The organism is Pyxidicoccus sp. MSG2, from assembly GCF_026626705.1.
Lineage (GTDB): Bacteria > Myxococcota > Myxococcia > Myxococcales > Myxococcaceae > Myxococcus.
The window spans coordinates 7,945,871-7,965,553 of record NZ_JAPNKC010000001.1 but is presented as its reverse complement, the minus strand read 5'-3'; the positions used below and the strand labels follow the sequence as shown (position 1 = coordinate 7,965,553).

The window sequence follows — 19,683 nt, the reverse complement described above, 5'->3', positions numbered from 1 at the left end:
TCAGGCGGTGGTCCTACTCTCCAGGTCTTTCTTGATGGTGGCGAAACGCGGGTTGACGGGCTACTTCCCGTCAGGCGCATGGCCACCCCCACCGAGCTCCACTTCGACTGCGGCACCCTGGTGGCCCCGGTGCTGCCGGACGACGCCCGCCTGCTTGCCCTGTTTCAAAGGGACTCCCGCACGGGGGTGTACCGCGCGCCCGCGTGGCACTACCGCGACGCGGTGCTGCGGCTGCGCGAGCTGGGGCTGCCGTACGAGGACCGGGCCAGGCGCTTCGAGCCGCTGGAGTTGGAGCTCACCACGCCCATCACCCCCTTCCCCCACCAGCGCGCGGCGCTGGACGCGTGGACGAAGGCGGGAGGCCGGGGTCTGGTGGAGCTGCCCACGGGCGCGGGCAAGACGCTGATGGCGGTGCTGGCCATCGCGCAGGTGAAGCGGCCCACCCTGGTGGTGGTGCCCACGCTGGATTTGATGACGCAGTGGCAAGGCGTGCTGGCCCGCCACTTCTCCGTGCCGGTGGGGCTGCTGGGCGGCGGGGTGAGTGACAGGCAGCCGCTGACGGTGACGACATACGACTCGGCCACGTTGCAGACGGAGTTCCACGGCAACCGCTTCGGCCTCCTCATCTGCGACGAGTGCCACCACCTGCCAGCGCCCAGCTACCGCTTCGTGGCGGAGGGCTCGCTGGCGCCGTACCGGCTGGGACTGACGGCGACGTTGGAGCGCACGGACGGCGGCGAGCGCGTGTGCGAGGAGTTGCTGGGCCCGCGCGTGCACCGCACGGACATCCGCGAGCTGCAGGGCGAGTACCTTGCGCCCTACGAGGTGAAGCGGGTGGAGGTGCCGCTGCCGCCGGACGAGAAGGCGCGCTACGACGCGGCGAGGGCGCTGTACGTGGGCTTCGTGCGCAGGCTGGGCGTGCAGCTCTCCGCACCGGAAGGGTGGGCGCGCTTCCTGGCGCAGAGCCAGCGCAGCGACGAGGGCCGTGCCGCGTACCGGGCGTACCGCGAGCAGCGCCGCATCGCCCTGACCTCCAGCGCCAAGCAGGAGGTGCTGTGGCGCATCCTCCTGGAGCACCGCGAGGACCGCGTCATCGTCTTCACCGATGACAACGAGACTGTCTATACGCTGGCGCGGCGGCTGCTGCTTCCCGCGCTCACGCACCACACGCCGGTGCCGGAGCGCAAGGCGCTGCTGGCTGCGTTCTCGAGCGGAGAGTTGCCGGTGCTGCTCACCTCGCGCGTGCTGAATGAAGGCGTGGACGTGCCCGACGCACGCGTGGGCGTGGTGCTCAGCGGGAGTGGCAGCGTGCGCGAGCACGTGCAGCGCCTGGGGCGCATCCTCCGCAAGCGCCCCGGAAAGCGGGCGCTGCTGTACGAGGTGTGCTCGGCGCAGACGGCGGAGAGCGGCATCAGCGAGCGGCGGCGTCAGCACGACGCGTACCAGGAAGAGGCGTGAGGTGCTGACCCGCGACCTGCTCACCTACCGCGTCCGCCAGGGCGTGCTGCGCCCCGCCTACGTGAAGCGCGACGACGAGGCGCTGCTGGCCTTCGCCCAGGAGTTGCTGGCCGAGGTGGAGGCCTCGCGCGGAGTGATGTTGGACGACGTGGAGGAGTCCTTCGGGCTGAAGGCCGGAGCCTTCACGCGGCCGAAGGTGGCGCGCGGGCTGGTAAAGCTGTCGATGGACCGGCTGTGCTTCGACGAAGCCTCCCCGGGCGTGAGCGAGGCGCGCTGGGAGCGACTGAAGGGGGCCGCCGGAGTGCTGCGCACGCTGCCGCCGGACACGACGGTGGAGGCATACGAAGCGCGGCTCTCGCAAGTCCTGCCCGCGCCACTGTCCGAGGTGCGCGAGGCGCTGTACTCGGACCTGCCCGGTCACCGGCGGCTGGTGGGCTGGGACGGCGAGCCCCTCACCCCGCAGGCCCTGGTGGACCGCTACAACCTCGCATTGGCGCAGGGCCCGCTGCTGACGGCGCGGCGCCTCACGCTGCGGGCGCTCGCGCCGGAGTTGCTGCGCGTGCGCAAGGTGCTCCGGTGGCTGAAGTTCTGCCGGCTGGTGGCCGAAGTGCGGCACGTCGGCGAGGACTGGTCGCTTGAGGTGGAGGGCCCGGGGGCGATGCTGGCCCTGCAGAAGAAGTACGGCCTGCAGCTGGCGTCCTTCCTGTCGGTGGTGCCGGTGTTGGGGCGTTGGGAGCTCACGGCCACGGTGGAGACGGCGCGCAAGCAGGCCACCCTTTCGCTCAGCGACAAGGACCCGCTGGTGTCGCCGCTACCAGCCGCGCTGGGCCACGTGCCGGCGGAGGTGGCCTCGCTGGCGGAGGGCTTCCAGGACGAAGCCTGGGAGCTGGACCTCACGCCGCTGCCCCGGCACATGGGCGCCTCGGGGCTGTGCGTGCCGGACCTGACCTTCCGCCACCGCGAGTCGCGGCGCGAGGTGGCGCTGGAGCTCTTCCACGCCTGGCACGCGGGGCCGCTGGCGCGGAGGCTGGCGGAGCTGCGCTCGCGCCCGGACGGCGGGCTGCTGCTGGGCGTGGACCGGGCGCTGGCGAAGGCGGCGGTGGAGCGCGAGGCGCTGGAGGCCCACCCGCAGGTGGTGCTCTTCAACGGTTTTCCCTCGGCGAAGAAGCTGCGCGAGCGACTCTCGAAGTTGGGAGCGGAGGCGTCCGGGCGATGAGCGGGTCAGTTGCCCTTCGGTTTGAACTGCGCGGCGAGCACGCTGAGGATGCGGATGGCGGTGCGGTCCAGCTGGCGGGCGCGACGCATGAGGCGGCGCAGCTCGGCGGATTCGCCGTAGTCGCTCGGAGGCTCCGCGGCCCACTTCACTTCCTGCGACGGCTTGAGGCCCAGCGCCTCGTCCGCGGAGATGGAGAGCACCACGCACAGCCGGCGGAAGGTCTGGATGCTGGGCAGCATGTGGCCGCGCTCCAGTCGCCCATAGACTTCGCTCGCGATGCCGATGCGCTCCGCGACGTCCGCCTGGGTCAGGTTGAGGCGGGTCCTGGCGAGGCGCGCGGCTCCTCCAAGGCGGGATGCGAGGGTCTTTTCCATGGGTCGTTAACCTACCGGGTCCGCCTATGTCGATATGACTTGAGAGGTTGGCATCCAAGAACTTCCTGGGTAGTCTTGTCGGCTGGTGACCCCGTGCATCACACCCACCTCACGGGTCCTGCGCAGTGGACGCGAAGACCATGTTGACCTTCCTGTTCGTGGACGAAGACCCGCGCTCACTCGCGGCACTGCGGCGTCTGGTGAGGGACCTGCCCGGCTGCAAGCGCTTCGCGCGCGGGGTGGCGGAGGCGCTCGCCCTCGTGCGGGAGGAGCCTCCCGCGGTGGTGGTGAGCAGTGAGTTGTTGCCGGATGGTGACGGGCTGTGCCTGCTCGAGCAGGTGCGCGCGCGCTACCCGCGCACCGCCTGCGCGCTCCACACGGCATTGCCGCCGCGGACTCCGCGAGCGCGGGGCATCACCTGGATGGACCGCGCCGCGCCGCCCTCTGAGCTGTATGCGCTGCTGCGCGCGCTGGGCGCGGGGGTGGTCGGCAGTCCGGCGTGAGGCGTCAGCAGGAACACGGAGGACCCCACACGTCATCCCTCGCGTCCCCGATGACCACGGAGTCCTGCCCACGGAGGACGCGGCAGGTGGGGCCGGCCCGCGAGGCGGCCTCCCGTGCGCGGGGAGGATGACCCGCTCTGGCGGCAACCCGACGGACACACCGGGGACGACGGCCGCCCGGGGCACGCGGTAAGGTCCCGCTCTCGCGCCATGAAGCTCTACGCCATCAGTGATTTGCACCTGCGCCACCCCGACAACAAGCAGGCCCTTCAGTCCATCCCCGCACATCCGGAGGACTGGCTCATCGTCGCGGGCGACGTGGGGGAGACGCTGGCAGAGATGGAGCTGATGCTGCGCACCCTCACCGAGCGCTTCCGGCAGGTGCTCTGGGTGCCGGGCAACCACGAGCTGTGGACGATGCCGTCAGAGCAGCCGCCCCTGCGCGGCGAGGCGCGCTACCAGCGGCTGGTGGCGCTGTGCCGCAGCTACGGCGCGCTCACGCCGGAGGACCCCTACCCGCGCTGGCCCGGCGAGGGGCCTCCCCGGGTCCTGGTGCCCATGTTCCTGGGCTACGACTACTCCTTCCGCCCGGACCACGTGCCCGCGGAAAAGGCGCTCGAGTGGGCGTGGGAGGAGGACCTGCTGTGCACGGACGAGGTGCTCCTGCACCCGGAGCCCTACCTCAGCCGTTCCGCCTGGTGCGCCGCGCGCGTGGAGTCCACCCTGGCGCGCCTGCAGGCGCTGCCCGCGGACTGCTCCACGGTGCTCATCAACCACTACCCGCTGCGCTACGAGCACGTGCGGCTGCCGCGCATCCCCCGCTTCTCCATCTGGTGCGGCACCAAGCGCACGGAGGACTGGCACACGCGCTTCCGCGCGGAGGTGGTCGTCTCCGGGCACCTCCACATGCCCGCCACGCTGTGGCGGGACGGCGTGCGCTTCGAGGAGGTGTCGCTCGGCTACCCCATGCAGTGGAAGCACCGGGGCGGCGGCAGCCTGGAGCGTTTCATGCGGGAAATCCTCCCCGGCCCGGCCGTACGGCCGCTCTGAAGCACCCCTTCCCAGAAAAGCCGAAGCCCCGGGTGCCCGCCTGAGCGGACGACCCGGGGCCTCAACGGCGCGGCTTTCGCCGCGCCGTCACTTCAGACGGCTGACTACTGGAGGTACGAGGCGATGAAGGCGATGTCCTCGTAGCCACCCTTCGCGCCGAAGACCTCGATGTAGTACTTGCCCGCCGGCACGTTCAGGAGGTTGCACGTCTCGGACATGTGCTCCTTCACGCTGCGGCAGTCGTAGTCGGACTTCGTCGGGGCAGAGCCGAGCTTCACGTACACGTCGGGGTTGCCGTAGCCCTCGCCCGTCGAGATGTACAGGCTGTTCTTGCCCGTGCCCGGCTTGCGCTCCGGCATGGTGATGGTGAACACCGTGGACGAGCCCGCCGCGCCGCTGAAGTACTTGTACGGCACGCCGCTCACCACCGGGATGTAGCCGCCCTTCCAGGTCACCTTCAGAGAGGTGTTGGCGTAGGCGCTGAAGCCGCGCAGCATCACGTACCAGGTGCCGTGCGAAGGAGCCGCGAAGGCGCAGGTCTCTTCGTTGCCCGAGCGGTACGGACGGCAGTCGTACGAGGTGGTCGTCGGCGCGTTGTTGTAGCGAACGTACAGGTCCGCGTCACCCGTGCCACCGGACAGCGTGAAGGTCAGGTCGTACGCACCCTCGGGGATGGTCACCTTGTAGTACTTCAGCGAACCGCTGGAGCCGGAGATGCCCGTGATCGGCAGGTCCTTCTCGAGCGGGTCCGTCGGCGGAGGAGGAATCGGCACGCCGACGCCGACGGCCTTCCACGCGTTGCTCACCGAGGCGATGGTCGCCGCGTCGTAGCCCAGCTGCGCCGCCGCCTGCTCCGTGGCCGTCTTCGCGGCCTCGAAGTTGGACGAGGGCAGGAGCAGGTCCCGGTTGGCCCTGTAGAAGATCTGGCCGGCCTTCTCGATGCCGATGCCCGCGACGACCTGGGTGGTCTTGCCGCGCGGGTGCGTGCCACCCTGCGACAGCAGGTAGAACGCCAGGTTGGAGATGCCGGAGCTGTAGTGCACGTCCACGCCCGAGCCGTAGTTCGGGTAGTAGTCCAGCGAGTCCCCGTCCAGCACGGGGTCGTTCATGTAGCGGAGCGCGTCGTTCGGGATGCTCGGCGTCCACACGTCGTCGCCCACCAGCCAGTGGCGGGGAGACACAGGACCGGAGCCGTCGCCGTACCACTCGCAGACCGCGCCGAAGATGTCCGACATGGACTCGTTCAGACCACCGGACTCACCCGAGTAGATGAGGTCCGACTCGTACTCCGTCACGGCGTGCGTCAGCTCGTGCGCCGTCACGTCCAGCGAGTTGGCCAGGTTCGAGGCATTCACCCCGTCGCCATCGCCGTACACCATCTGGGTACCGTCCCAGAAGGCGTTCACGTAGTTGTTGCTGTAGTGCACCGAGCTGATGAGCATGCCACCCGCGTTGTTGAGCGAGTCGCGGCCGAACAGCGTCTGGTAGCAGTTGTAGACGGTGCCCAGGTGGTCGTAGTTGGTGTTGACCACCGCGTCGGCCACGGGGGCCTGACCCTCGGTGCGGGCCACGGGGCCCGGCAGCGAGGTGCCGTGGTTGAGGTTGTGCAGGCGGCGGTTGAGCGCCTCCTTGATCTGCGGGATGCGCAGCTGCACGTCGCCGCTCTTCGCGTCGACCAGCAGGATGTCGCGCACGGGGGTGCCGTCCGCCTTCTCGCCCGTCTGCACGAGCTTGTACATCAGGCGCAGCTCATCGCCGTCACGGAAGTACACCAGCTCCGTCTCGGGGCTGGTGACGGCGCCCGCGACCGTCTCGCGGTCCGACGCGGCAGAGGACAGCGCCTCCTCGGCGGCGATGGCGGGCTTGGCGTCCGCCTTCAGGTCGCTGCGAACGTTGGTGTTCGCCGCGATGACCTGCCCGGCACGCACGTGCAGGCGGAACTCACCGCCGAACACGGGGATGTCGTTGTGACGCACGGCGTACCGGAAGTGGCTGTCGCCCTGCGGATCCGTGTAGCCCTTCGTGAAGACCAGGTTGGCCGGGGCCAGGTGGAACGCCGGGGCCAGGGCCTCGACCACCGGGGCCAGCGCATCACGCTGCAGGGACGCAGCGCCCTCGGCCGGAATCTCCGGCGCCGGGGCCAGGTTGCCCGTGATGAACGTGGCGATTCCCGCCCCGTCCTTGGATACTACGTTCTGCCCATTCTCCAACGCCGCCGTGTGGGCAGCCTCCGCGGGCTTGTTGGCCTCGGGAGCAGGGGTGGACTCGTTGCAGCCGACAACAACGGAAATCGCCGCGATTCCGAGCGCTCCGCGCACTCTCTTGCTCTGCACCATGTAATCCTCCTAAGTGGAAAGATTAGGAAGCATGGTCGCATGAAGGTGACGGGGATTTCAAGGTTGCGCGATTATTTCACGTTGTCACCTCTTCTCAGAAATCAAGCTTTGTCATGGAAACTTAAAAGTTCCATGGGCTTAGAAGTACCCGGCCGAGTCCGTGCGGACCAAGGCAGAACGTGACAGGTCAGATCGAGATCGGCGCATTTTCTCGAAGAAACCCGTGGCCGGAAAAACATTTGCGGGGTCCGCGCGCGAAGCCACGGCAGCAAACGCGCCCGGGCCACGTCGACGGGGTGCCATTGGCACCCGCATCGCGCGGCCGGGACGGGAGCTGTCGGGAAGGAAGATGACGTCCGAGTGGAGTAGCCGTGTGTTTTCAGGCTCGCGCTCTACCACTGAGCTATCTCCCGGCAGCAGTCGGGAGAGCCGGATTCGAACCGGCGACAACAAGCACCCAGGGCGTGTAGGGCCACTCCGGCCGGACGTCGAAACGTGTGAGAGGTATTGAAGCGCCCGAGGAGTGAAGCCATCGGGTGAAGCTCGAATATGAATCGAGTGCCTTTACCATTTGGCTATTCCGCCATTGGTGGCGGAAGTTGGATTCGAACCAACAATGAGTGCGTGTAGGGCCTCACCAGCCGGGCGCTTCAAAAGAGGTGGCTCGGTATCGGGCGTTACCACCGTCGACCTTGCCTGCGAGGAGAAGGACGCGCGCGACGCGCGGGCCCTGACGCGGAGACTTCATTTTCCGCGAATCCTCTCGCACCGCGTCCCGGTGGGGCCGCTACGCTAGGGGCCCACCCTGGAGGTAGACAGGCAATGCGCGCACTGCAACTGCAGCGGCTGGACGGACCGGACGGACTCCAGCTCGTGGACATCCCAGAGCCCGAGTCCAATGACGTGGTGCTCATCGACGTGGCGGCGGCGGGCGTGAGCTTCCCGGACCTGCTGCTCACGCGCGGGCAGTACCAGATGAAGCCCGCGCTGCCCTTCGTGCCGGGCGTGGAGGTGGCGGGCGTGGTGCGCAGCGCGCCGGAGCGCTCGGCGTTGAAGCCGGGGCAGCGGGTGATGGCGTTCAGCTTCGGGCTGGGCGGCTTCGCGGAAGTCGCGGCGATACCGCCGGAGATGGTGTTCCCCATCCCCGCGCGCTGGAGCTTCGAGGCGGCGGCGGGCGTGGTGATGAACTACCACACGGCCCACTTCGCGCTGCACCGGCGCGGCCGGGTGAAGTCGGGGGACGCGGTGGTGGTCCACGGCGCGGCGGGCGGCGTGGGGACGGCGGCGGTGCAGGTGGCCCGGGGCGCGGGCGCGCGCGTGCTCGCCGTCGTGAGCGACGAGCGCAAGGCCGAAGTCGCGAGGAAGGCCGGGGCGCACGAGGTGCTGCTGTCCACCGGGGACTGGGTGGCCCAGGTGCGCGAGAAGACGGGCGGCCTGGGGGCCAACGTGGTGCTGGACCCCGTGGGCGGCGACATCTTCGACAAGAGTCTGAAGTGCCTGGCGCCCGAGGGCCGGCTGCTCGTGGTGGGCTTCGCGGGCGGCCGCATCCCCGAGGTGCAGGTGAACCGGCTGCTGCTGCGCAACATCGACCTGGTGGGCGTGGCCTGGGGCGGCTTCCTCCTGCACGAGCCGTCGCTGACGCCCACCATCGCCAAGGATTTGGAGGCGATGGCGGACCAGGGCGTGCTGGAGCCGGTGGTGGGCAGCGTCTTCCCGCTGGAGCAGGGGGCCCAGGCACTGCGCGAGCTGGAGGCCCGGCGGGCGACGGGCAAGGTCGTGCTGCGCATGCGCTGAGCCACGCGCGGCAGCTGCCCGGGTGTCCGCCGGGCATGCTGCCAGGCACGAGCGCCCGCTCCCCCGCTGCCGTCCTCCAGGGCGGGCCGCACCTTGGGGCTGGAGGTGACAGCACCATGGCGGACAACCCCAGCGACAAGCAGCACCAGCGGGAGCAGGAGCGGGAGCGGCTGCGCGAGGAGGAGCGGAAGGACCTGGACGTGGAGTCCCACCGGGGCCCCCGCCCGCTGGAGGGTTATGCCGGCGGACACACCACGTGGACGGGCGCTCAGGACGACGAGGCCGCCGCCCGCGTGCATGCCCGTGACGCAGACGAGTCCTGGGAGGCCAGCGAGCGCCAGGCCCGGCTGGAGCCGGAGCCCGAGTCCCGCAGCCCCGAGGAGGACGAAGAGGCCCGCAGGCGCGGCGAGGAGCCGGTGTCGCAGCGGGAGTAGCCATCCGTCGCTCGGAAGGCGAGGCACCAAGGCGGGGCGCTGTTAACGTTCCGCTCCGTGCCTCGTTCTTCCCTTCCTCCCGCCGCGACGCTGCCCCCTGACGAAGCGCGGCGCTACCTCGTGGGTCAGCTCGGGCTGACCCGGCCGGCGCTGCCCCCGGGCGCGCGCGGCGTGCGCGCCCTGCTGAAGGCGCTGCGCTGCATCCAGTTGGACCCGCTCGACGTCATCGGCACCAACGCGGACCTCGTGGCGCTGGCGCGCGTGGACGGCCTCGTCCGCGGCGACGTGTACCGCCACCTGATGCCGGGCCATGCGTTCGAGCACTTCGCCAAGGAGCGCTGCCTGCTGCCCGTCAGCGCCTTCCCCTACTACCGCGAGCGCGCTGCCCAGGCGCCCTGGTGGCGGTTGGAGGAGCGGCTCAAGCGCGTGCCGGAGGCGGTGCTCGACGCGGTGCTGAAGGAAGTGGAGGAACTGGGCCCGGCCTCCGCGAAGACGCTGACGGACCACGGGCCCGTGGTGCCGCTGGACTGGAGTGGCTGGAAGGGCACCGGCCGCGCCACCGCCATGGCCCTGGAGGTGCTGTGGACGCGCTGTCAGGTGGTGGTGTGCGGGCGCGCTCCGGGCGGCAAGGTGTACGACGTGCCCCGCCGCGCCCTGCCCCGCCTCGCGGACGCGCCGGTGGACGAGACCTTCGGGCGCTGGGCCCTCGTGGAGCGCGTGGAGGCCGCGGGCCTGCTCAGCCGCGTCACCGGGCCGCACTGGTCCACGCTGACCGACGTGCGCACCTCGCCCCTGCCGGACACGCTGGTGAAGGAGGGCGTGCTGGAGGAGGTGATGGTGCCGGGCTCGCCCCGGCGGTACCTGGCGCCCCGGGGCTTTCGCGCGCGCGACTTCCCGGAGCCGGATGAGCGGATGCGCATCCTCGGGCCGTTGGACCCGGTGCTGTGGGACCGCGGGCTGGTGCGACTGGCATTCGGCTTCGACTACGTGTGGGAGGTGTACAAGCCCGCCGCGCAGCGGCAGTGGGGCTGGTACGTGTGCCCGCTGCTGCACAAGGGAGCGCTGGTGGGCCGGCTGGAGGCGCGCGTGCGCGAGGACACGCTGCACGTGGACAACCTCTGGCGCGAGAAGGGCGTGAAGCTGGACGACGCGGCGCTCGACGCGGCGCTCGCGCGCCATGCGGTGGCGTGCGGCGTGGAGCGCGTCCGCCGTCCCCGGGCCCGCGTCGCCGCGTGAGGGGCGCGGCTCAGCCCTGCTCGGTCAATGCGGGCAGCTCGCGCTCCAGCGTCTGGGCGGCATGCGCGTCGCGCGCCACGCCGAAGCGCTGGCGCGAGCAGGCCAGCAACTGCCCCGCGTAGACGGTGTCCTCCAGCGCCTGCTGGAACTGGCCCCGCTCCGCGAAGGCCCGCGCCCGCTCGTCCACCAGCCGGGCGAGGATGCGCGCCTGCTCCGCGTGCGCGAACAGGCGGACCACGGAGCGCGCGTCGAAGCACACCAGCGTGTCGAACTCCATGCCGAGCGACAGCGTGCACGCCTCGCGGATGCCCTGGAGACACTCTTCCCAGGAAGCCTCCGCTCTCGCACGAGCGATGTCCGGAGCCAGGCGGCCGAGCTCACGCACGGCATTCAGCGTGAAGACGTAGCGCAAAACGGGCATGCGGATGGGAACTACACCTCAGGTCCGGAGATTCATCCAGCCCCACACGCCCCGCACGTCACACGTCCGGAGGCGCCGCCCACCAGCCGGGCGGGTCGATTCGCCACAGCTTCTTGTCGGGCCCCAGGTGGAAGCGGTTCGCGGGCGCGTCGAGCACTCGCACGGAGTCGACCGTCGCCGGGTGCCAGGAGGCGGCGGCCTCACGGCTGAAAGTGGCCTCGTAGACGCACTCGGGCGCGAGGGCGCCACTGCCTCCCTGGCGCCGCGGCGTGAAGCCCGCCACCGAAACATGGCGCATGGTGGGCGCGGCCATGAAGGTGGTCCGGGCCAGCAGCAGTCCCAGCCCGGCGACCAGCCGGAGGTAGTCCTCGTGGCGCTCCACCTTCGTCCTGTGTCCGGTCTCCTCCATCGTCCCGTCCCACCGCATGCGCTGCTTCACCTCGGGGGCGACGTCGTCGATTTCGGGAAGGTCCACCGCGAGGAAGGCGCGCGCTGCGCCGTCGAGGTGGACCTCGCACCGGGACGCGAAGGGGAGCTCCAGGGCCTCCAGCTCGCGCTGCACGGACTCCAGGACGGCCTCGTGCTCGCCGGCCAGGACCCTCCGGGTCCACGCCACCCGCTCGCGCTCCCGCTCCGGCCACGTCGCGTGCGCCGTGTGGGCGGCGAGGGCCTCGCGCCAGTACTCCGGCCACTGCTCCGCGAACCGCCGCGCCGCGAGGCGGCGGGTCTCCCGGCTCCAGGGAACCGTACACAGCGCGGTGAAGCCGGCATACGCGAGCAGCGCGCCTGGCACCGACCCGTCCCCGAGAGGGCCCTGGAGTGACGTTCCGACGCCGCCGAACACACAGGGGAACATCAGCAAGGCGAAGAGGATGCGCTTCCACATCCCCCAGCGCCGCTCCCGCCCGACCTGCGCGTCCACGGCCTTCCGGAAGGCCACCTCGTCATCGACCTCGTGCGTCGCCCGGGGCACGGGCCCCTCGAAGGCCCACTCGCCGGCCAGCACGGAGGCGTCCTCCGGGAGGTCCGGCATCTGGCGCCAGCACGTGAGGACATTCCTACCCGTCCCCCGTGCCTCCCGCGCTTCGGCCTCGGCCTGCCGCAGGCGCTGCTCGCGCAGGGCCTCCGCGTGCTCGGGGCGCCATTGCTCCGGACCGGGCACCGGCAGCCGGGTGGAGCGCGCGCGATGGAACGCGGCCCACTGCTGACGGATTCGAGGGGGACGATGCGACTCAGCCTCGTGCTGCTTCGCGCCGGACGTCAGCTCGACGGTTCGGCGGGACTCGACTCCCATCCTCTGCCCTCCGAGGCCCCCTTGCGACGGGCCCTGTCGCACGAAGCATCCTCTCGGGCCTCCGCGGAGGAAAGCAGATTGCGCCACACTCGCACGCGAGGAGGCGCGCCATGTCGCACGCCCACAATCCGCGTGCGGGTTCGCGGTGGTGCTGGGACGCAGGCCCGCCGGAACGCATCGTCCGCATGACGACAACTCGTCGTGCGGGCGGCGTCCCCAGGGGGTGCGGTGATAATCTAGGGCCCGTAACCGCTCCATGCGCACCGCCTCCTTCCCGCCATGAAAGACCTCGACGCCATCCTCCGGGCCCGGCAGCGCGCCCGGGGTCCGCTGGTGCTGGCCACCGTCGTCGCCGTGTCCGGCTCGTCGTACCGCAAGCCCGGTGCTCGCATGCTGATGGGCGAGGACGGGTGGCTGGCCGGTGGCGTGAGCGGCGGCTGCCTGGAGGCCGACATCGTCCGCAAGGCCTTCTTCTGGACGAGCACCGGCCCCCGCCTGCTGCGCTACGACTCCACCGGCGACAACGCCGAGGAGGAGGGCAGCCTGTCCTTCGCGCTCGGGTGCAACGGCGTGGTGGACGTGCTGCTGGAGCGCTTCGAGCCCGGCCCCGGGGAGGCGCTCGCCTTCGCCGCCGAGGCCCGGCGCGCGGAACGCCGCGCGGTGGTGGCCACGGTGTACCGGGGCCCCGCGAATGCCGTGGGCTCGCGGCTATTGGTGCGCGCGGACGGCATGGAAGCGGGAGACCTGTCCGGGGCGCTGCGCGAGGCCGTGCGCGAGGCCGCTCGCGAGGCCCTGGAGGCGGGAAGGACGTGGAGCGGCCCGTGCGGTGGCGCGGACGTGCTCGTGGAGGTGGTGGACCCGCCGCACCCGCTGGTGCTCTTCGGCAGCGGCTTCGACGTAGCACCCGTGGTGACCCAGGCCGCGAGCCTGGGCTGGCAGGTCACCGTCGTCGCGGACCGGCCCTCGGAGACGTTGCGGCGCCGGTTCCCCCTGGCGCATGCGGTGGTGTCCGCGAAGGCCCGTGACGCGGTCGACGCACTGACGCTGTCGCCGCGCACGCTCGCGGTGCTGATGACGCACAGCCTGCCCCAGGACCGCGAGCTGCTGCCGCGCCTGCTTCCCCGGGAGCTGCGCTACCTGGGCGTGCTGGGGCCCCGCTCGCGCACGGAGCGGTTGCTCACGGAGCTGTCCGCCGCGCCCACGCCCGCGCAGTTGGAGAAGCTGCACGCGCCCGTGGGACTGGACCTGGGCGCGGAAGGCGCGGAGGAGATTGCCCTGTCCATCGTCGCGGAGCTCCAGTCGGTGGTGGCGGACCGCGACGGCGGCAAGCTGCGCGAGCGACAGGCCCCCATCCATTCGGCGGCGACGCCGCCGGCTCGGAAGCTGGCGTGACGGTGGGCGTCGTGCTGCTGGCCGCCGGAGGCTCGTCGCGACTGGGGCGTCCGAAGCAACTCGTCGTCCATCACGGAAAGACGCTGGTGCGCCGGGCCGCGGAAGCGGCCATCGCGGCGGAGTGTGGCCCCGTGGTGGTGGTGCTCGGCGCGCACCATGAGGCCGTGGCCGCGGAGCTGCTCGGGCTGCCGGTACACGTCGTCGAGCATGCGGAATGGGCAGCGGGGCCCGGCGGCTCGCTCGTCGCGGGAGTGCGCGCGCTCACCCGGATGAGCGAGGCTCCGTCCGTGGACGCAGTGCTCGTCATGTTGTGCGACCAGCTCCGCGTGGACGCCGCGCACCTGAAGGCCCTCGTGGAGACGTGGCGGCGGACCGGCGCGGCCGTGGTGGCGTCCACGTACGACGGCACCCGGGGCGTGCCCGCGCTGTTCTCCCGCGCCGTGTTCCCGGAACTGGAGGCGCTCCGCCCCGAGCAGGGCGCGCGTGGGGTGATTGCCCGCGAGCCCTCGCGCGTGGCGGAGGTTTCCCTCGCCGGCGGAGGTGAGGACGTGGACACCGTGGCGGACCTCGAGCGGTTGAAGTGAGCCGCGCTTTATTCTCCGGGCCCGCGCGCCTCGCGGGCTGGTGACTGCCCAGCGAGCGGACTGCCGACGCGTCCCCGGTCACCCGTTGCCGCACGGCGTTGACGTCCCAGTCTTGCCGAGGACCCGCGAGCCTCCGTGCGCCGCGGGCCCCACGTGACACCGACAAGACACCGGACCGCACCCGTCACCGTCACGTGACACGCATCCGCACGCTCGAAGGAGATGCACGCCATGGCGTACAGGGACTACGAGAACCGTCGCTTCCTCGGAGACGACCGGGACCGCTGGGGAGCCCGGGAGCGGGACATGGACGATGGCTACCGGGGCAGCGACCCGGGGCCAAGGCAGGAGCGTGGCCCGTGGCAGGGCGGGCAGGGGTACGTGGGTGGCGGCCTCGGCCGCGGCTACGAGGATTACGGCCGGGGCATGCGCGAGGACATCCCCCGCTACACCCGCGACTACAACCTCCGTGACTCCAACCGGGACCCGGACCGCGACTACAACCGGGATTACATCAGCGGTTACAACTACAACCCTGGCGTCAACCTCCAGGGGAATCCGGGTGGCCAGGGGCGCTCGATGGGCTACACCGGGAACGACTGGAATGCCCGCCCGGGCTACGGGCAGTACAGCATGCCGGGCACCTTCGGCGGCATGTCCGAGCGGGACCTCGGCCACGACCGGGGCTTCGGCACCTACGTGGCGCGAGACAGGACCGACGGGCTCCACTTCCGCCGTGACGTCGACGAGCGTGGCCCCTTCGAGCGGCTCGGCGACCGGTTCCGCGAGGGCGTACGCAAGCTGGGCAAGGGACCCAAGGCGTACACGCGCTCGGATGACCGCGTCCGTGAGGACATCTACGACCGGCTCATGCACGGGTGGGTGAATGCCGAGGACGTGGAGGTGCAGGTGAAGGCCGGCGAAGTCACGCTGACGGGCTTCGTCGATGAGCGCCGCGACAAGCGCGTCATCGAGGACATCGTCGAAGAGGTCCTCGGAGTGAAGGACGTCCACAACCAGCTCAAGGTGAGCCGCCCCGAGCAGCTCGGCGCCACGACGACCGGGACGCCGGGCACCCCGCCCACCAGGGTCGCCCGCTCCTAGCGCGCGAGTCCCACGGCGGCTCCCCGCACCTGGCGCGCGGGAGCCGCCTTCCCGATGCTCCGGAGACGACCTCCGGCACTCGTCTCCCTGGCGGCCCCGGGCCACGGCCGCATAGGGTGGCGGCATGGAGAGTCGCGCCACGCTGGTGTTCACCGACGGTGCATGTTCCGGCAACCCCGGCCCTGGCGGCTGGGGCGTCATCATCGTCACGCCCGACGGCCAGGTGACGGAGCTGGGCGGCCACGAGGCGGAGACCACCAACAACCGGATGGAGCTGACCGCCGCGGGCAAGGCGCTGCGCCACCTGGAGCGCACCCCGGGGCCGCTGCACATCCTCACGGACTCCACCTACGTCATCCAGGGCATCACCAGGTGGGCCTTTGGCTGGAGCAAGCGCGGGTGGAAGACCGCCGACGGCGGTGACGTGGCCAATGCCGCCTACTGGAAGCGGCTCATGGCCCTGCTCGCCGAGCGCAAGAAGACCTTCTCCGGCGAAGACGCCGCCGTGGAGTGGAAGTACGTCCGCGGCCACGTGGGCGTGCCCGGCAACGAGCGCGTGGACGAGATTGCCGTCGCCTACTCCAAGCGCAAGAGCCCCCTGCTCTACTCGGGCCCGCTGCAGGGGTATGGCATCGCGGTGAGCGACATCCCCGACGACACGTCCGTCCCGGAGAAGAAGCCCGGTGAGCGCTCGGGCTCCAGCAAGGCGTACTCCTACCTGAGCGAGGTGGGCCGCGCCGTGAAGCGCCACGCCACCTGGGCCGCGTGCGAGCGCCGCGTGAAGGGCGTGCCGGGCGCCCGCTTCAAGAAGACGCGCAGCGCGCAGGACGAGGCGCAGGTGTTGGAGGAGTGGGGCGTGCAGCCCCAGGACGTCCAGGCGGAGGACTGAGCGGGCCTTCCCTACTTCTTCAGCGGGAAGTAGCCCACCTTCGTGACGATGGCCTGGCCCTCGGGAGAGAGCGCGAAGTCGATGAAGGTCTTCGCCCGGCCCGAGGGCTCGCCGCGCGTGTAGAAGAAGAGGTCGCGGCTGAGCGGGTACCGGCCGCTCTGGATGTTCGCCTCCGTCGGCGCCACCTCGTCATTGCCGACCTTCACCGCCAGCTCCCGGATGCCCTTGCCGTAGGCCGCGCCGCCGAAGCCGATGCCGTACTTCTCCTTCGACACCGCATTCACCACGGCGGCCGTGCCCGGCAACGTCAGCGCCTCCGAGGTGAAGTCCTCCCCCTTCAGCACCTCGTCCTTCACGAAGACGTAGGTGCCCGACGAGTTCTCACGCGAGTAGACGACGATGGGCGCGTCCGGGCCGCCCACCTCCTTCCAGTTCTTCACGTCGCCCAGGTAGATGGCCTGGAGCTGCTCCAGGCTGAGGGCGCGCAGCGGGTTGACCTCGTTCACGTAGAAGGTGACGCCGTCCCTCGCCACCGCCGTCTGCTTCGCCTCCACCTTGTGGCGCGCCTGCACCTGCTGCGCCTCGGCCGGCTTGATGAGGCGGCTGGACATCGCAATCTCGGTGGTGCCGTTGAGCAGCGCCGCGATGCCCGTGCCAGAGCCGCCGCCCGTCACCTGGATGCGCTGGTCCGGGTGCGCCTTCATGAAGGCCTCGGCCCACTGCTGGCCGAGGATGACCATGGTGTCACTCCCCTTGATGGTGAGTGAAGTGCCCCCTGCTTGCGGCGCGCTCGCCTCGGACTTCGCCGCGCCCTCCGCGGGTTCCTTGTCGCCGCTCTTGCAACCCGTGACGAGCGCGAACAACACGAGGGCGAGCAGGGATGCGCAGGTGTTCTTCATGGAGACTCCGGGAGCAGCGAGGGAAGAGGTCAGGTGCGCGAGCACGTCGGCCAGGCCGCCGACATTCCCACGCCCCCGTCGAGACGGGACTGCCTCCGAGCGGCGGGAGCCAGCTTCCGTTCTGTCCATGACTCCGTCAACGGAGTGGCGGCAGGTGCGCCAGCAGTCGCTCCAGGTCGGGCTGCAGCTCGTCGGGGGTGGCGCTGGCCAGCTCGTCCAGCGAGTGGGTGCCCCACGTGACGCCGTAGGTGCGCAGACCCGCGGCCTGCCCCGCGTGCAAATCCAACGTGGTGTCACCCACCATCCACAGCCCGCCGGTGCCCAGCGCCGCGAGGGCCCGGTGGAGCACGTCCGGCGCCGGCTTGTGCGGGAAGCCGTCCGTGCCCTGCACGTGGTGCAGCAGCCCGCCCAGCCCCAGCGCGTCCACGAAGCGCCGCGCCATGTCGCTGCGCTTGGTGGTGGCCACGGCCAGCAGGTAGCCCCGCTCGCGCAGGGTGCGCAGCACCTGCTCCACGCCGGGGAAGGTGCGGGAGCGGTTGAGGAAGTTGCGCGGGTAGTGCTCGCGGTAGGCGGCGCACAGCGCGGGCACGTGCTCGGGCGCGAACTGCGTGTACATCATGTCCAGCGGCTGGCCGATGAGGGCACGCACCTCCGCGTACGCGGGCGCCGGCAGCCCCAGGTGCGCGAAGCCGTGGAGGAAGCTGTCGATGATGTCCGGCAGCGAGTCCACCAGCGTGCCGTCGAGGTCGAAGAGGATTCCGCGGGAGTCAGCAGGGCTCACGTGCCGTTCCATACGCCGTCCGCGCCTCCCATGCACGGGGTTGTAGGCCTTCCGCCGGTACGTTCCCCCACGCCGAGCGTTCTCTTGCCTGGCAGGGACGCGCGCCCCGTGCGCCCGTCCCCGAACGACAGGAGCAGCGATGCGGCGAGACACGCGGCGGACGGCTCGGGAGACAGGCGACGGCTACTGGGTGGCTCCGGAGATGCCCGGACTGGAGCTGCATCAGGCGGCGTACACCCGGTGGACCTTCCCGAAGCACTCCCACGACGTCTTCTCCCTCGTCGCCTATGACGCGGGCGCCCATGCGCTGCACCTGCAAGGGCAGCATGTCGTGGCCTCGACGGGCAGCCTGCTGGCCATCGCCCCCGGGGAGATGCACGAGGGCCGGGCCGCGGACTCGAGCGTCGGCTGGGCGTACCGCATCCTCTACGTCCCCGCCGCGCTGCTCACCCGCGCGGCCGAGGAGGCCGGAGCACCGGCGGGGAGCCTGCCCGGCTTCGCCTCCCCCGTGTTCGAGGACCCGGAGCTGCTGGAGTCCTTCACCCGCACCTTCGACGCCCTGAAAGACGGCGCGGCGGCGGCGCTGGAGCGCGAGGAGCACCTGCTCGCGCTGCTGGTGGTGCTGCTGCGGCGCCACGCGGGGCTGACGCGGATGAGCCGGCGCGCTCCGGCGTGTCCCCCGGGCGTGCGGCGGGCGCGTGAGTTGCTGGAGGCGGACCCCACCCGCAACGTCACCCTCGAGGAATTGGCGCGCGTCGCCGGGCTCAGCCCCTGGCACCTGGTGCGCGCCTTCCACCGCCAGCTCGGGCAGACGCCGCAGGTGTACCAGCGCGCCTTGCGTCTGCGTCGCGCGCAGGAGCTGCTGGCCGGGCCGCTGCCCATGGCCGAGGTGGCGCTCGCGTGCGGCTTCACGGACCAGAGCCACCTCATCAAACACTTCGGCCGCACGCTGGGCGTGACACCGGGGGCCTACCGGGCCGCGGCGCTCGCGGGGCGCGGACAGCGCAAGCCCGTACAATACGGGGTCGCCTCGCCTCTCTAATTTGGAACCCTCACTTCAGGAGGGTCCACACATGAGGGGCGACATCATCGCAGTGGCAATGCTCACCGGCTGGCTCGCGGGCTGCGCGGGGGAGGAACCTCCCCAGGAGAAGGCGGAGCCCACCGCCACCGCGACGGAGCTGAACACGGCACAGGTGGACGACGAACTGGGCGCACGGGGCGCCGTCGTCCTCCCTCCCCACGCGCGCGTGCGGGGCCGCACGGTGACGGAGTGGGCGAAGGAGTGGTACCGCTGGCACTTCCGCGTCCCCGCGGACCGCAGCCCCATGCTGCTGCTGGAGCAGGACTGCGACGTGGACCAGGACGCTCCGGTCTTCTTCGTGCCCGTCTACGATTTGGACACCACGTTCCAGCGCACCTGCCGCGTCCCGAAGAACCGGCCCGTGCTCGTGCCGCTGTGGGTCATCATCAACGACTACCCCTGCCCCGACCCGTCCTTCGAGCCCGCGCCGGGCCAGACGCTGGAGGACTTCCTCCGCCAGGGCGCCATCGACTTCAACAACGGCACGCAGGACCTCGTCGTCACCCTCGACGGGCGGCGCATCGACGTCCGCCGCCACCGTCACACCAGCGGCCTCTTCACCTTCGACGGCGACCCGAGCCTCGTCGGGAAGATTCCCGACCCGTGCCTCACCGGCGGCGAGCAGCGCGGCGTGACGGATGGCTGGTGGCTGATGCTCCAGCTCGCGCCGGGCGAGCACGTGGTGAAGGTCCGCGCCCTCGCCCCCTTCGGCGCACCCATCGACTACACGTACACGCTGCGCGTCGGGCGGTAGCCGCCCACCCGGGCCGGAGTCATTCCGGAGCCATGGGGCGAAGGAAACCGGGCTTCCCCGTTCTGCTCGCCAACAAAGGA

Annotated in this window: 19 protein-coding genes and 1 tRNA gene; 13 read left to right on the top strand and 7 right to left on the bottom strand. The window is 71.0% G+C overall.

Translation table 11 applies throughout. The features are described 5' to 3' along the window. Positions 1 to 78 precede the first annotated feature (78 nt). Entirely contained in the window at positions 79 to 1,458 is a 1,380-nt protein-coding gene (locus OV427_RS31255) for a DEAD/DEAH box helicase (protein ID WP_267859860.1), read from the top strand. Between the two features lies 1 nt (position 1,459). After that, on the top strand, positions 1,460 to 2,674 hold the full coding sequence (locus tag OV427_RS31250; protein ID WP_267859859.1) for a DUF790 family protein: 1,215 nt from the start codon (positions 1,460 to 1,462) through the stop codon (positions 2,672 to 2,674). 5 nt (positions 2,675 to 2,679) lie between these two features. On the opposite strand, the gene OV427_RS31245 is transcribed toward OV427_RS31250, so the two are convergent. Further along, positions 2,680 to 3,048 carry a helix-turn-helix transcriptional regulator gene (locus tag OV427_RS31245; RefSeq protein WP_267859858.1) on the bottom strand — a complete coding sequence of 123 codons (369 nt, stop codon included), beginning with the start codon at positions 3,046 to 3,048 and terminating at the stop codon, positions 2,680 to 2,682. Positions 3,049 to 3,188: 140 nt separating this feature from the next. Between OV427_RS31245 and OV427_RS31240 the strand changes: the two genes are divergently transcribed. Together OV427_RS31240 and OV427_RS31235 are read left to right on the top strand one after the other, a co-directional pair. Continuing rightward, positions 3,189 to 3,551 (top strand): response regulator, encoded by a 363-nt coding sequence (locus OV427_RS31240; protein ID WP_267859857.1) that lies wholly within the window; start codon positions 3,189 to 3,191, stop codon positions 3,549 to 3,551. A gap of 210 nt (positions 3,552 to 3,761) precedes the next feature. Continuing rightward, a complete protein-coding gene (locus OV427_RS31235; RefSeq protein ID WP_164002723.1) occupies positions 3,762 to 4,601 on the top strand; it encodes a metallophosphoesterase family protein in 840 nt (279 codons plus the stop codon). A gap of 104 nt (positions 4,602 to 4,705) precedes the next feature. Here the strand turns inward: OV427_RS31235 and OV427_RS31230 are convergent, their stop codons facing one another. Continuing rightward, complete coding sequence (locus OV427_RS31230; protein WP_267859856.1) at positions 4,706 to 6,937, bottom strand: M4 family metallopeptidase; 2,232 nt, start codon at positions 6,935 to 6,937, stop codon at positions 4,706 to 4,708. 420 nt (positions 6,938 to 7,357) lie between these two features. After that, positions 7,358 to 7,520: transfer RNA gene (locus OV427_RS31225), tRNA-Met, on the bottom strand. Positions 7,521 to 7,759: 239 nt separating this feature from the next. On the opposite strand from OV427_RS31225, the gene OV427_RS31220 reads away from it, so the two are divergent. The 3 genes from OV427_RS31220 to OV427_RS31210 all read left to right on the top strand — a co-directional run bounded on the left by OV427_RS31220 (position 7,760) and on the right by OV427_RS31210 (position 10,401). Next, on the top strand, positions 7,760 to 8,731 hold the full coding sequence (locus tag OV427_RS31220) for an NADPH:quinone oxidoreductase family protein (RefSeq protein ID WP_267859855.1): 972 nt from the start codon (positions 7,760 to 7,762) through the stop codon (positions 8,729 to 8,731). A 116-nt stretch (positions 8,732 to 8,847) separates the two neighbouring features. After that, complete coding sequence (locus tag OV427_RS31215) at positions 8,848 to 9,165, top strand: hypothetical protein (RefSeq protein WP_267859854.1); 318 nt, start codon at positions 8,848 to 8,850, stop codon at positions 9,163 to 9,165. A 57-nt stretch (positions 9,166 to 9,222) separates the two neighbouring features. After that, complete coding sequence (locus tag OV427_RS31210; protein ID WP_267859853.1) at positions 9,223 to 10,401, top strand: DNA glycosylase AlkZ-like family protein; 1,179 nt, start codon at positions 9,223 to 9,225, stop codon at positions 10,399 to 10,401. 10 nt (positions 10,402 to 10,411) lie between these two features. On the opposite strand, the gene OV427_RS31205 is transcribed toward OV427_RS31210, so the two are convergent. Both OV427_RS31205 and OV427_RS31200 read right to left on the bottom strand, forming a co-directional pair. Beyond that, positions 10,412 to 10,822, bottom strand: a complete 411-nt coding sequence (locus tag OV427_RS31205; protein ID WP_267859852.1) for a hypothetical protein — start codon at positions 10,820 to 10,822, stop codon at positions 10,412 to 10,414. A gap of 58 nt (positions 10,823 to 10,880) precedes the next feature. Continuing rightward, positions 10,881 to 12,116, bottom strand: coding sequence for a hypothetical protein (locus OV427_RS31200; RefSeq protein ID WP_267859851.1), 1,236 nt, complete (start codon positions 12,114 to 12,116; stop codon positions 10,881 to 10,883). Between the two features lie 279 nt (positions 12,117 to 12,395). On the opposite strand from OV427_RS31200, the gene OV427_RS31195 reads away from it, so the two are divergent. The 4 genes from OV427_RS31195 to OV427_RS31180 all read left to right on the top strand — a co-directional run bounded on the left by OV427_RS31195 (position 12,396) and on the right by OV427_RS31180 (position 16,085). Then, positions 12,396 to 13,508, top strand: a complete 1,113-nt coding sequence (locus tag OV427_RS31195; RefSeq protein WP_267859850.1) for an XdhC family protein — start codon at positions 12,396 to 12,398, stop codon at positions 13,506 to 13,508. After that, complete coding sequence (locus OV427_RS31190) at positions 13,505 to 14,092, top strand: nucleotidyltransferase family protein (protein WP_267859849.1); 588 nt, start codon at positions 13,505 to 13,507, stop codon at positions 14,090 to 14,092. The genes OV427_RS31195 and OV427_RS31190 overlap by 4 nt, the downstream gene beginning before the upstream one ends. 231 nt (positions 14,093 to 14,323) lie before the next feature. Then, positions 14,324 to 15,196, top strand: coding sequence for a BON domain-containing protein (locus OV427_RS31185; RefSeq protein WP_267859848.1), 873 nt, complete (start codon positions 14,324 to 14,326; stop codon positions 15,194 to 15,196). 124 nt (positions 15,197 to 15,320) lie between these two features. Beyond that, on the top strand, positions 15,321 to 16,085 hold the full coding sequence (locus OV427_RS31180; protein ID WP_267859847.1) for an RNase H family protein: 765 nt from the start codon (positions 15,321 to 15,323) through the stop codon (positions 16,083 to 16,085). An 11-nt stretch (positions 16,086 to 16,096) separates the two neighbouring features. Here the strand turns inward: OV427_RS31180 and OV427_RS31175 are convergent, their stop codons facing one another. Continuing rightward, positions 16,097 to 16,984: a phosphate ABC transporter substrate-binding protein gene (locus tag OV427_RS31175; RefSeq protein ID WP_267859846.1), complete on the bottom strand. Its 888-nt coding sequence runs from the start codon at positions 16,982 to 16,984 to the stop codon at positions 16,097 to 16,099. A 136-nt stretch (positions 16,985 to 17,120) separates the two neighbouring features. Beyond that, positions 17,121 to 17,765 (bottom strand): HAD family hydrolase, encoded by a 645-nt coding sequence (locus OV427_RS31170; RefSeq protein ID WP_267859845.1) that lies wholly within the window; start codon positions 17,763 to 17,765, stop codon positions 17,121 to 17,123. Positions 17,766 to 17,904: 139 nt separating this feature from the next. On the opposite strand from OV427_RS31170, the gene OV427_RS31165 reads away from it, so the two are divergent. Then, complete coding sequence (locus tag OV427_RS31165) at positions 17,905 to 18,807, top strand: AraC family transcriptional regulator (protein ID WP_267859844.1); 903 nt, start codon at positions 17,905 to 17,907, stop codon at positions 18,805 to 18,807. A gap of 31 nt (positions 18,808 to 18,838) precedes the next feature. Continuing rightward, entirely contained in the window at positions 18,839 to 19,603 is a 765-nt protein-coding gene (locus OV427_RS31160; protein WP_267859843.1) for a hypothetical protein, read from the top strand. Positions 19,604 to 19,683 lie beyond the last annotated feature (80 nt).